The sequence below is a fragment of the Frankia tisae genome, from assembly GCF_025403405.1.
Classification (GTDB): domain Bacteria; phylum Actinomycetota; class Actinomycetes; order Frankiales; family Frankiaceae; genus Frankia; species Frankia tisai.
In genome coordinates this window covers 1-12322 of sequence record NZ_JANEZT010000198.1, presented here as the reverse complement: position 1 = coordinate 12322, position 12322 = coordinate 1, and the positions used below count along the sequence as shown (strand labels likewise).

General features: G+C 74.2%; 10 protein-coding genes. 6 read left to right on the top strand and 4 right to left on the bottom strand.

Going from position 1 to position 12322, the window contains the following annotated elements:
- Nucleotides 1–437: 437 nt before the first annotated feature.
- Together NBZ85_RS18775 and NBZ85_RS18770 are read left to right on the top strand one after the other, a co-directional pair.
- Nucleotides 438–851 (top strand): DUF3618 domain-containing protein, encoded by a 414-nt coding sequence (locus tag NBZ85_RS18775; RefSeq protein ID WP_261558130.1) that lies wholly within the window; start codon nt 438–440, stop codon nt 849–851.
- Complete coding sequence (locus tag NBZ85_RS18770) at nt 848–1450, top strand: histidine phosphatase family protein (RefSeq protein WP_261558129.1); 603 nt, start codon at nt 848–850, stop codon at nt 1448–1450. The genes NBZ85_RS18775 and NBZ85_RS18770 overlap by 4 nt, the downstream gene beginning before the upstream one ends.
- Nucleotides 1451–1477: 27 nt before the next feature.
- On the opposite strand, the gene NBZ85_RS18765 is transcribed toward NBZ85_RS18770, so the two are convergent.
- The 4 genes from NBZ85_RS18765 to NBZ85_RS18750 all read right to left on the bottom strand — a co-directional run bounded on the left by NBZ85_RS18765 (nt 1478) and on the right by NBZ85_RS18750 (nt 7073).
- Nucleotides 1478–2743 carry a lysylphosphatidylglycerol synthase transmembrane domain-containing protein gene (locus tag NBZ85_RS18765; RefSeq protein WP_308205022.1) on the bottom strand — a complete coding sequence of 422 codons (1266 nt, stop codon included), beginning with the start codon at nt 2741–2743 and terminating at the stop codon, nt 1478–1480.
- A gap of 346 nt (nt 2744–3089) precedes the next feature.
- Nucleotides 3090–3536: an ATP-binding protein gene (locus NBZ85_RS18760; protein ID WP_261558127.1), complete on the bottom strand. Its 447-nt coding sequence runs from the start codon at nt 3534–3536 to the stop codon at nt 3090–3092.
- 244 nt (nt 3537–3780) lie between these two features.
- On the bottom strand, nt 3781–6177 hold the full coding sequence (locus NBZ85_RS18755; RefSeq protein ID WP_261558126.1) for a hypothetical protein: 2397 nt from the start codon (nt 6175–6177) through the stop codon (nt 3781–3783).
- Between the two features lie 233 nt (nt 6178–6410).
- Complete coding sequence (locus NBZ85_RS18750; protein ID WP_261558125.1) at nt 6411–7073, bottom strand: hypothetical protein; 663 nt, start codon at nt 7071–7073, stop codon at nt 6411–6413.
- Between the two features lie 421 nt (nt 7074–7494).
- Between NBZ85_RS18750 and NBZ85_RS18745 the strand changes: the two genes are divergently transcribed.
- From NBZ85_RS18745 to NBZ85_RS18730, 4 genes are all read left to right on the top strand, one after another.
- Nucleotides 7495–7887, top strand: a complete 393-nt coding sequence (locus NBZ85_RS18745; RefSeq protein WP_261558124.1) for a GroES family chaperonin — start codon at nt 7495–7497, stop codon at nt 7885–7887.
- 445 nt (nt 7888–8332) lie between these two features.
- Entirely contained in the window at nt 8333–8632 is a 300-nt protein-coding gene (locus NBZ85_RS18740) for a DUF4193 family protein (protein ID WP_261558123.1), read from the top strand.
- A gap of 66 nt (nt 8633–8698) precedes the next feature.
- On the top strand, nt 8699–8971 hold the full coding sequence (locus tag NBZ85_RS18735; protein ID WP_261558122.1) for a hypothetical protein: 273 nt from the start codon (nt 8699–8701) through the stop codon (nt 8969–8971).
- 214 nt (nt 8972–9185) lie between these two features.
- Nucleotides 9186–12322 (top strand): winged helix-turn-helix domain-containing protein (locus tag NBZ85_RS18730; protein ID WP_261562324.1); only part of this gene is annotated, 3137 nt, incomplete at its 3' end.

Sequence of the window (12322 nt, the reverse complement as noted above, 5' to 3'; positions counted from 1 at the left end):
GGTCAGGACTGGTCGGCCCGGGGCGACGCCCGCCCGGGTCCGACCGCCGCCGACCGCCACGCACAGCCATCAGCGTAATGTCCCGTGACTCGAGATCTCCGGCCAGTCCGGTCCGGCGTCGCCGAGCTGGTCGACAGCCGCGACTGCGCCGCAGATACGGGCCGTGGCCCGCGGCCGGGGGCAGGCGCCGAAGTGGGGGCAAGCCGGCACGCGGGGCCAAACGTGAGAGACCTCCTGGTGACCACTCGACGTTTCTCCTCGCCGGGGGGTGGTCGGTCTGGCACGATCGGAATAGGCCGGCCGCAACCGACAGGGCCACACCGGCGCGGTCGCATCCGGCAGGGTCGCACCTGACGAGGATGTCTGCGGTGCGGCGTCGACATGATCGGCGCGCATCGTGACCGCCGCCATCCGCACCGGACGAGAGGGCAACATTCGTGCCGCAGGACCCGGCCGTCATCCAACAGCAGATCGAGGAGACCCGCGCCGAGCTGGCCGCGACGATCGACTCGATCGCCGAGATCGTCAGCCCACGCCGGATCGCCGACCGCACCCAGGAGCAGCTCCGGGCCAGGACCGCCGAGCTCCGGCAGCGCTACGGGCCCGCCCTCGGGATCGGGCCAGGGCCGGGTGCGCCGCAGCTACCGGCGGGGTCCGGCGCCGCGGCCGGCGGGGTGCTGGTCCCCGGGCGCGGGCCGGGCGGCGGTCCCGGGGCGCACCGGCTGTCCCCACGCGACGTCGCCTTCGTGCGGGTCGTGCGGTGGGATCGGGTGGCACTGGTCGGCGGGGGGCTGCTGCTGTTCGCCGGCGGGGTCCGGCGTCGCCGGCGGCGGTCAACGCGCCGCGGATGAGCCCACAGGTACCACCGGGCCGGGTGGTGCTGCTGCGCCACGGGGAGACCGAGTGGAGCCGGCTTGGTCGGCACACCGGAAGCACCGACGTCGATCTCACCGCCGAGGGGGAGCGCCAGGCCGCCGGGCAGGCCGCCCGGCTGTCGACGTGGTCCTTCAGCCTCGTCGCGACCAGCCCCCGGGTGCGGGCCCGGCGTACCGCCGACCTCGCCGGTCTGGTCGCCACGCCCGAGACCGGGCGGGAGGTCTGGGACGACCTGGCCGAATGGGACTACGGCCGCTACGAGGGGATCACCACGGCGACGATCCGCGAGACCGTGCCCGGCTGGACGGTGTGGACCGCGCCGGTGCCCGGCGGCGAGACCGCGGAGCAGGTCGGGGCGCGCGCCGACGCCGTGCTGGGCCGGCTGCGTCCCTGGCTGGAGCACGGCGATGTCGCACTCGTCGGGCACGGGCACATGCTGCGGGTGCTGCTCGGCCGCTGGCTCGGCCTGCCGCCGCGAGCGGGGGCGTACTTCGTGCTGGCCGCGGGCGGGCTGTCGGTGCTCGGCCACGAGCATGAGGAGCCGGTGGTCGAGGCCCTCAACCTGGCCGCCTGACTGGAGGCCGCCTGACTGGCCGTAGCTTTACAGGTCGCCGCGGCGCCGCAGACCGGCCAGGGCGACGATCCCGGGCAGGACCGGTAGCCAGAAGCTGATCACCCGATAGACGAGGACGACGGCGAGCATGGTCGCGGCGTCGCCGCCGGCGGCCGCCAGCCCGAAGGCCAGCGCCGGTTCCAGGGCACCGACCCCACCGGCTGTCGGCGCCGCGCCGGCCACCAAGGAGCCGACGAGGTAGACGGTGGCCACCGACATCATCGAGATGCTGGCGCCGAAGGCCCAGACCGTGCACGCCAGCGCCAGGATCTGAAACAGGCGGGTACCGGCCTGGGACAGCAGCAGCACGGTGGTGCGTCCAGGGGAGTGCGCGAGGACCGACATGTGGGTGCGGAAGGCGCGAGCGGCTGGCCGCGCCATCGCCCGCACCCGGGGGTGGGCGACGGTCCCGGTCACGAGCGCGCACACGACCACGCAGCCGACCAGGACCGGCCCGGTGCCGATGCCGGTGAGGGTGGACCGGACCGGGCTGACCACCGCTTCGCCGATCCCCGAGCCGCTGAGCGTCCCGGCGACGATGATGATGCCGACCAGGTGGCTGACCGCGCCGGCGGCCTTGATCGACGCGATGGCGGCGAGTGCCGCGGGCCGGGTCATCCCGCGCTTCTCCAGGAAGCGCAGGTGGACCGCGATCGCACCGAGGCCGGCGGGGACGATCCGGTTCGTCGCCGCGGCCGCGACCTGGACGCCCGTCACCGTGCGCAGCTCCACTCGCAGACCACTGGCCGCCCGCATGGACAGGCCGTTGGCAACGTAGAACAGCGCCGTGCAGCAGGCGCAGGCGGCGAGCCAGTGCCAGCGGGGGGCGGGCACCCCGGACAGCCGGGAGGCGGCGTCTCCGCGGAAGCGCACCGCCAGCGCCACCAGCAACGCCGCGACGACGATGCCGCACACCACGGTGCGGCGCCGGGACCGGGCCGGACCGACGGCGAGGGGCCGGTCGAAGACGTGACGGTCGGGATCGGTGGCACCGGTGTGACTGCCAGCCGAGATCGCCGCGGGCTCGTGCGCGCTGACCTCGTCGTGGCTCGGCCTCGCCGGGCGCGGGCGCTGGCGGGTCAGCGGTTCGGTCTGGTGCGACGACGGGCCGAGGGGCGGTGCAGTGACGCTGTCCGTGCCGAGCAGGACCGGGATCTCTATGGCAACCCCCGTAGGGTCGGAGCAGTGGTCACGGTCGTGACGATGGAGACGCAGGTCACGGTACGCGAGTTGGCTGAACAACAGCTGAAGCATCCGCATTGTCGGCCTGACTAACTCCAGTCGGCGGCGGATGGAGCGGACAAATCCCCCGGTCGTGCCGATGACGCCCGCGCGGCCGGTGTGCCGCCGGGCCAGCCGCCGGCGCGAGGCGGTGCTAAGCGCTGGTCAGCGTCACGGGGAGGGGGCCCGAAGCCGCGCGCCGAGAGAGGCGGCCGGCGCGTCGATGATGGCGAGTCGGGCGATGTGCGGGCCATTCCGCGACCTCCTGCACGTATCGGTACGAAACATGCCAGAGATATGCGACAGAAAAGTCGTTCTCACACTTTTTCAGCCGATTTGGGGCCAACTAATGGGGAGGCGTGCGGGCGTCGAGGCTCGATCAGGAACCGCAGGCCGCCTCCAGCGAATCCTCCTGGCGCGGCGGATCCGGCTGGCGGGGGAGATCGAACCAGACCTGCTTGCCCGGCCCCTGGCCGTCCAGGATGTCGACGACACCCCACTGCAGCGCCAGCGCGGCGACGAGGTGCATGCCCCGCCCGGACTCGTCATCCTCGCCGGCGGGCTTCAGCGCCGGATGCTGCGCCGTGCCGTCGTCGACGGCGATGCGGATCCGGTCGGTCTGCAGCGTGAGGCTCAGGCACAGCGCCCCCCTCGCGCCGACGAACCGCACGGCGTTCGTCACGACCTCGCTGACGAGTAGCTGCGCGACCTCGACGGTCTCAGGGCGGCGCCAAGCGGCGAGCAGCTCGGCGACCAGGCGGCGGGCCCGGCCGGCGGCGCGGGGATCGGCGGGCAGGTCGAAGCGTGCGGTCAGTGCTCCGGCCACGCCTCACCTTCCGTGAAATCGGTGGGGACGGCCCCGTCTTCCGTTGCCGCCCTCGCGCCGGGCGAGCTGCCCGATGACGCGTACGTGCCACACCGTTCGCCACCTCAAACCTGCACGGTCTGTGGCCCTCGGTCGCCTTCACGACCGCGTGCCGCATCTGGATACCGCGCTCCGGGGTCATTCGGGGCGACGACGCGCCGCGGGACGCAGCGCGGCGTGCGGCACGGGCGGGGTCCGCCGGGGCTCAGATGACGTCGATGCCGTCCAATACCGATCCGCGGCGCGCCAGCCATGCCTGCGTGACCTCGTCGACCTGCGCCTGGTCGATGCGCGCCGCCGCCGCCGACAGCTCGGCCTCCCGCTCCGACCCGGGCCCCGGCCGGTCCGGCTCGCCGCCCGGCCGGCGCGGCGACTCCTCGCGGCTCGGCCGGCCCGGACGGAGGCCCGGCCCGCGGTTGTGCAGATTAGGCGTGCTGGAACCGCCCGCCCCGATCGGGCGGCCACGGCCGGGACCACCTGGGCGACCCTCGTCCGGCGCCGCGCTACCCGGGCCACCGGTGGGCGCCGTGTAGGGCGATCGGCCGTTCGGTGGGGGCGCGCCGGTGGGAGGCCCGGCCCGGTCCGGCTGGGACGCCTGGCCCCGGGGCCGCCGCTCCCGCGGGTCGGGGCCTGGCCATCCCGGCCCACCCTGCTCGGGATGACCGGGCAGATCGCCGTCTGTGCGCCAGCCGGTGGAGCGCCGTTCAGGCGGGACGTCGCCGCCGCGGCCCGGCGCAAGCCGCGGTCCGGCGTGGCCCTGAGCGGTAGCCGAGGTGGCCCGCATGCGCGGGTCCTCGGCTCGACCGGGCCCGCCTGGCCCGTTTGGACGTCCCGGGCCTCTGGGGGCGTCGGGCCGCCCCGCTCCCGCCGGGCCGGCGACGTCAAGCCCTCGGGGTGGGCCGGACCAGTCGCCGACCGAGCCTTCCACCGGACCGCGGGCTGCCGGGTCGCCAGCCCGAGTCTCTGGGGCCTGCTGATGCGGGGCCTGCTGGTGCGGGGCCCGGGTGCCGCTTGCCCGCGCCGACGCCATCTCCACCGGGCCGGAGATAGGCGGTGCGGGCCGGGACGCCGGCACGGACACCCGCCCGGCATATCCGGGCGGCACGCTGTGATCGACCGGCTGGGTCGGGTTCGGGACGGCGTCCGGTGGGCGGTCCGGCGGCTGCCCGCCCACACCAGTCGCGCCGCCGGCCGCGAACCGGGGCTGCGCGCCGGTCGGGCGCGCCGGGACGTCCGCCGGTGGGCCCGACCGGCCGCCGGCCGTGGGCGGTGCCAGACCCGGCAGGGCCGAACCGAACTCGTCCGATCGTTCCCGGCCAGCATCCCCGGCGATCGGGAACGCACCCGTGGGCCACGGCTGCGCCGGGGACGACCCGCCGGCCGCGGGCGCCGGGGCGAAGCCGGGTGCCCCGGGCTGCTGCGGCGGCCCCGGCGACGGCGGCGCGGTGCCGGGCAGGTTCGATGCACCGCCCGTCGGGTGGGCTGCCGTGCCGTTGGGATGGGCTGCCGTGCCGTTGGGATGGGCCGCCGTGCCGTTGGGATGGGCCGCGTAGTGGCGGCCGGCGGACCTGTCTTCGCTGCCGACTTCCGCGGCCGGCCGTCGGCCCGGATCGTTCATCCCGGGCAGCCGGGGGAGCGCGCCGTTCGGATGTGGTCTGCCGGAGGTCGGCGGGACGCGCGGTGCGGGGCCCGTCGGCCGGGGAGCGGTCGGCTGCGCGGACGCGGCTGCCGGCGGGTAGCCGGTGTAACCGTCGCGGGCGCGGTCCAGTGGGCGGTCAGCGTCGCCGGACCCGATGCCGCCGTGTGCCGCGACCGCAGGCAGCGGACCAGCAGGCCGGCCGGGCGCCGAGGGCGGCGGGCCAGGATGGGCGGCCGGCGGCGGTCCGGCGGCGGGTCGGGTGCCCGGCATGGCCGGCTGGCGCGATGGTGCCGCGACGTGCGCCGGGGGATAACCCGGACCCGGCGGCGGGACGTTGCCGCGGTCCTGCCCGGCATCCGGGGGCACCTCGAGGCCGCGATCGTCGCGCCTGCGGCCGACGAGAGCGCGGCCGTCGTGGTGCCGGCCGCTCGTGCCGTGGTCGTCGAACCGCCGGTCCGCTGGCCGCCGGTCGTCGAAGCTTCGAGGGGCGGGCCGCTGGTCGTCGAACCGGCGGTCGTCGGGCCGCTGGTCGTCGAACCGCGGCTCGTTGACGCGCTGGTCGTTGATTTCGGGGGCGGTGCGGCTGTCTCGGCTGCGCTCCCGGTCGTCATAGCCGATGACCGGCGGGGGAGGCGGGCGGCCGGTGTCGGCCGCGGCCGCGCGGGCGCTGCTGTCGGCCCCGGATTCGGCGTAGTCCGGCTCGACCTCGTCGTTGCGGCTACCGGGCTCAGCGTCCTGCGAGACACCGGTGATGGCCATGATCGAGGCGCATGGCCAGAGTCGGTCGCAGCTCAGGCAGAGGTCGAACTCGTTCGGTTGGTGCAGATCGATGAGTGTGATCAGTGAATGGATGTGCTCAATGATCTTCGGGCCGACCAGAACCGGCCCACGCGCGATGACGTCGAGCTCGGAGCGCAAACGCCCGTGATATTGCTCGACGTCGGCAAGACGCGGATCGTCCATCACAGGCAGCATGCACCATAGCGGGCGAGAAGGTGCGAACGGCGTAGAACCATTGAGGGTGCCGTCACGGCTGACTCACAGTCTGCGTCCGATGGGCGGCGCGCGGCGACGCTGACGGTTTTCTCCTCCTCACCTGCCGTGAGCGTGGCGGCGGGCCGCATGGCCGGTGGGTACGCGGTCACGTCCCGCCCGGGGTCCCGCGACTGCCGCGGCCGGGCGGCACTAATCGCTGGTCAGGAGCGGTCCGGCCGGACCTCGTCGGTGCGCCGAACCTGCCGCATCAGCCCCTCCTGGAGGCGGGCGAATTCCTCGATGTAGGGACTTTCGACCTGGCCGGGGGCACCTCCGGGCTCCTTACCTGGCCCGGAGCGATCGAATGGTTCGAATCCCGAGAACTGACCGCCACCGCTCGGTGGCATCCGGTCAGGCTGGCCGTCGAAGGTGGGGTAATGGCCACCGGGCCCGGGGCCGCCACGGTCGGTCGGCGCGTCGTAACCGGGGCCGTACGGCGGCAGGCTGCCGGCGCCCGGCGCACCGGCACGCTCCTGGCCGTTGTCGAAGGCGGGGTAATGCGTGCCGTTCTGGGCGGCGTTCCGTTCGGCGGAACCTCCGTCGTAGGCGAATCCCGAGCCGTTGGGAGCGGCGGCACCAGGGGCGATCGAGAGCGGGGCACCGCGCAGGCCATCACCGGACGGGTCCGACGGCTCCGTCGACATGAAGCCCTCGGTTGCCGGGTAGATCCGGGCGGAGAGGCTCACTGACATCGGGTCACTGCCGTAGGTGATGACGTCGACCTGATCCTCCGCGCTGATCCCGCCGTTGCGGGCCAGATCGACGAAGCGGAACAGGTCGGCCCAGCGCAGGCCATCGAGATCGACACTGATGCGCAATGCCATGGTGGTGCCCCATCCCTGAGGTTCGTGACGTGCCGACGGTTACCTGGGCGCCAACGGACGATCGAGAGGTGCCACGGCACGCCGCCCGTCAGCGCCAGCCCGGGCAGCGATGGGCGGCAGCTTATACCGCGTTGGGAGACCATTCCCCATCCGGGGAGGTTCGGTGGGCTCTGCTCCGATAGTGCGCGATGCCGGCAACGCCGATTGCGTGCATCAACTCGTTACTTCAGGTTGATGAGCTGCGCGATGTCGAGTGGGCGGGCCGAGACCGCGCAGCCGCCCGGCGCGGCGACGCCGGGCGGAAAGGCCAAGGTGACGGTGCCCGGATCCGCCGGCTCACGCCCGGTTCGTTCGCCCTCCGGGCACGCGAAGACTGCCGTGGGTGCCGCGAGCCCTGCGCGGGCAGGTAGTGTCCGACCCTGTGAGCGTTGTGTCCGGCGGTGTCAACGGTGTCGGCGGCGTGGCTGGGGCGGGCACGCAGGCGGGTGTCATGCAGGCCGGACCGCTGCCGATCAGGCTTCTCCACGACCGGGTGCTCGTCGAGCCCCAGGAGGACTCCGCGGACCGGCGGTCTAAGGCCGGCATCGTCATCCCGCCGACCGCGCACATGGGCAAGCGGTTGTCGTGGGCCGACGTCGTCGGGGTCGGCACCGCCGTGCGGACCATCCAGGTCGGCGACCGGGTGCTGTTCGATCCCGAGGACCGGGCCGAGGTCGAACTGCAATCGACAACCTACGTCCTGCTGCGGGAGCGCGACGTGCACGCCGTCGCGGCCGAGCGGCTCGACGACGGGCCCGCGGGTCTCTACCTCTGAGGCTTCGCTGCGGGACGTGGCAGTCTCCATGGGGTCCGTACGCGCGATCCGTCGACCACCTGGCGCTGCCCCCGGGCCCGAGTGGTGTACGTTGCCGCATCGATCGGGATGGAGGCGATCCGCCCGGGTCGTGACGTCCGGGGCGTGAATGTGGTGGGAGCGACACCGCGCAGATGCCCCCCTGTCTGGCCTGACGCGGTTGCGCCCCGTATCCTTCGCTCGGCTTTGGAGATCCGCGTTCCGGCCGGGACCCTTGGATGTGGCGGAGGCACCGGGAAATGCGGATATAAGGCACTGCATCCCCCATCCTCCGGGTCATTGCGTACCGTAGTCAGCCGATATCGCGGGGTGTCGTGTTGCATGGCCCCCCGTGTTCGGCGGGAACCACTACCCACGGGTTGGCATAACCCCTGGGTGAACGACGGCAGAGAAAGGAAGGGGACGCATGGCTCGTGACTTCGACGCTCGGCGAAGCACGGATGTCGAGGAGGACGAGCTCCAGGAGCAGAGCCTGGAGACGCTCAAGGCACAGCGCGCGGGCGCCGCGGCGGACCTTGGGGACGACATGGACGCCCTCGAGGCCGAGCTGGATCTGCCCGACTCCGAGGTCCGCGACGAGGAACTGTCGCTGCGGGTGCTTCCTCGGCAGGCGGACGAGTTCACCTGCACCCAGTGCTTTCTGGTGCAGCACCGCAGCCAGCTCGCGGATCCGCGCCGCGTCGTCTGCTCGGACTGCGCGGCCTGACGGGGCCGGGGGAACGGCGGTCGGCACGGTGCAACGTCAGTTGCGGCGGCCGGCACGGCGGGCGTCATGACCGGCTCGACGCCCCCGGTCGGCCCGCCGCCGCCCCCGCCCGGGCCACCAGCACCAGCAGCAGCACCACCAGCATTGGGAGATAGCCGCGACGGGGATGACCCCGGTGGGGTGTTCACCCATGCCGGGCGGCGTGCCGCGATCGCGTCCGTGACCGTGGCCGCCGTCCTGCTCGTCTACTACGGTCTGCCGCTCTGCGGGGCCGCCCAGGGGATGGCGCTGGCCGCCGGTATCGTGATCATTTCCATCGGTCGGACCGCGCGGGGCTGATCGCCATGGCCGGTGGGGCACCCGAACGCGGGTCCCCGGGCTGGTGCCCCCGATCCGTTCGCCGGCCCGTGAACCGTGGTCCTGCGTTGGCCTGCCCGCTGTCTGGGGCAGCCTTTGCGGGATTGTCCCGCCCGCCGAGCCGCAACAGGTTGCTCATACGGCCGAGTAGCTGTACCACTACCGAGGGCGAACTTGCCGTGGGGGGTGGTGCGGGATGCTCGACGAACAGTCACCGGTGCCCGGTGCTGTCCCGTCTGGTCCCCTCGCGCTCTCCGGTCTGCCCCTGGTGCGCGGCCATTTCGTCGTGCCGGCGACTCCGCCCGACTGCCTCGACCGGCCCCGACTGCGCCAGTCACTCGACGAGGCGGTGACACGCCCACTCACCGTGGTGCGGGCCCCGGCCGGGTGGGGCAAAACCACGCTGCTCGCCGGTTGGGCCGCAGCCCGGACCGAGCGGCCACCGCTCGTCTGGATTCGGATCGATCCGGCGGTGACGCCGGCGGTGCCCGACGGGCCGAGCGTGCCCTTGTGGCCGCAACTGCTGCACGGCCTCGGTCGCGCCGGCCTCCTTCCGGTCGGCTCCGATCTCGCCCGCCCCGGTGCCGGCGCGGCGCACCACCCGCCCGACCATGGCTATCGGCAGCTGGCCAACCTGCTCGCCGACCTGCCGGCGCCGTTCGTGCTCGTCCTCGACGACGCCCACCTGCTCCGCCGACGCCGGGATCTCGACGGGCTGGAACTTCTGATCAACGAGGCCGGCGAGCGCGCCCGGACCATCCTGGTCGGTCGGGCCGTGCCGGTGGCGTTGCACCGGCTGCGCGTCGCCGGGCAGGTCACCGAGATCGACGCGGACGCACTGGCGTTCACCCGACCCGAGGCCGCCGACCTCCTGCAGGCACAGGGATTGCCGGTGACGGACGGGTTGGTCGACAACCTGCTACACGCCACCGAGGGATGGCCAGCCGGCCTGCGCCTGGCGGTGGGAGCCCTGGCCCGCGGCGCGGCGGCCCGGCTCGGCGGGCCCCCGCCAAGAACATCGGTGGCATCCGCACCGGCGCCGGCCGAGGGGCGGGCGACGGCCGCGGATCTGGATCCTTCGTCCGCCTCGCTGGCCGCGACGCCGGAGATCGTCGAGTTTCTGCGCGCCGAGCTGCTCGCCCGCCAGCCCCCGGACGTCCACCGTTTCCTGCTGCGTACCAGCGTGTTGGAGTCGATGACCGGTTCGCTGGCCGACGCCGTCGTGGGCGAACCGCACCTCGCTGCTCCGGCGTCGGCCGGCACCGGCGCGCAGTTGCTTGCGGAGCTCGCGGAGCGGTCCGGCTTCGTGGTCGTGCACCCCGACGGCAGCCGGTTTCGGTACCACCGGCTGCTTGCCGCACTGCTGCGCTCGGACCTGACCCGGGATCACACCGAGGACATCGCCGAGCTGCACCTGCGGGCGGCACTGTGGTTCGCCGCGCACCGCCGGCCGGCGGAGGCGGCGCGGCACGCGGCGTGGGCCGGCGACTGGTGGTACGCGTCCTGCCTGCTTGTCGACGGCATCGGGATGGTGGACGCGCTGTGCGGCCCTGCGCTGCGCCTGCGGCCCATCCTCGCGGCGATGCCAGCGTCGTGGGTGTCGTGGGCGCCCGAATGCGCGCTCGTCGCCGCAGTCGGACATCTGCACCACGGCCGAGTGGCGAAGGCGACTCGGTGCCTGGAGGTGGCACGCGTGGCGATCGCGGCGTCGGCCGTCTCCCGGCGTCGTTTCCTGTCCACCCAGGCCGACCTCGTCGAACTGCGCCGGGCCGAGCTGGTCGGGGCCGGCGAGGAGATGCTCGGGGTGGCTCGCCGGCTGTTGCGTGCCGGCCCGGAGTCCGGGATCGGCCAACGGCGGGGCCCCGGCCGGCGGGTGGCAGCGCCGGCCCGTGCCGACGACCCCGCGCTCAACGCCGAGCAGACCGACGGGCCGGCCGAGCGGGACGCCGATCGCCTCGGCGAGATCGTCGCGGCGCTGGCCTGGTGCGGGCGGGGGCGGGCGGAGCTGTGGCTCGGCCGTGCCGAGCCCGCGGTGGACGCGCTTACCGAGGCGGTCGAGGCGGCTCGGCTGGCGGATGCCCGGATGGTCGAGATCTCCGCGGCCGGCGCCCTGGCGCTCGCCCACGCGCTACGGGGCCGGCTTCGGCTGGCCGAGTCGGCGGCCGCGGTGGTGTTCTCCGCCGTCGGCGAGCTCGGTGCCGGCTCCGGCGAGCCGGCCCCGCCTGCTGTCGCTACAGTGGGAGATTTTGAGATGACTATGGGTTCCTTTGCCGAGATGGGTGGCGAGGGAATCTCAACGCATGGTGATGAAATGGTTGCGACTTATCCGGGGATGGTCGGTGCCACCGAGGCGCATCTTGCAATGGCGATGGTGGCTATCGCCCGAGCCAAGGGGGAACAGGTAGCCGGCCATCTCCAGGCCGCCCGAACCGGACTGGGCCCTGGGTGTCCGCCGCATCTGCTCGATCTCCTCGCGGTGCTGGACGCGCGGTCGCGGTGCCGGCGAGGCAGGCCGGACGACGTGCGGGCCGCCCGCCGCCTGCTGATCGGGCGCGGGCGACCGGCCGGTCCGCCGCTGTGCCTGTCGCTGTGGCAGGCCGTCGAGGTCGACCTGCTGCTCGCGGTCGGCAATGCCCAGGCAGCGCGGCAGGTGCTGGGGCGCCCGGCCGACGCCCGCCGTCCTGACCACGTCCTCGCGCTGGCCGCGGCACGGGCGGATCTCGCCTGCGCGGATCTGGACGCGGCCGACAACGCGGTGGCCGGCCTGCTGCGCGCCGATGGCGGCGGGGGCGGCCCGGTCGTCGCCGCGTGCGCGCTCGCGGCCGTCGCCGCCGCCCGGCGTGACGATCACGCGCGGGCGACGGCGCTGCTCGCACGGGCCCTGGTCCTCGCCGAGGACGAGGGGTTGGCCGCTCCGTTTCTCGATCTCGGCGATGAGCTGCTGGCGATGCTCGACGCGCACCCGGGACTGGCAGCCGCCCATCCCGAGTTCGTCGAGACCCTGCGTGCCGCCGCGGTGGCCGCACCGGCGGCGGGTGTCGCGGCGTGGCGGGTGTCGCCGCAGACCGGGACGCGGGTCCCGGATGCGCTGGTGCCTGCCCCGGCCCGGCCGGTCCCGCCGGCCCGTTCCGCCGCCGCGGGCGGGCGGCTGCCGTGGCCGGCGCCCGGCAGCACGGCGTCCGTCCGGGCTGGCGCCGGTGGCTCCTCGGCGGTCGAGGGCTCACCCCGCTCCCACATCCGCAGCGGAGGGAACGCGAATCTGGCCGGCCCGGCGGACTGGCATCGCCGCCCGGCGCCGCCCGCGGCATCCCGGCCGAGCGGGGTGGGTGGGTT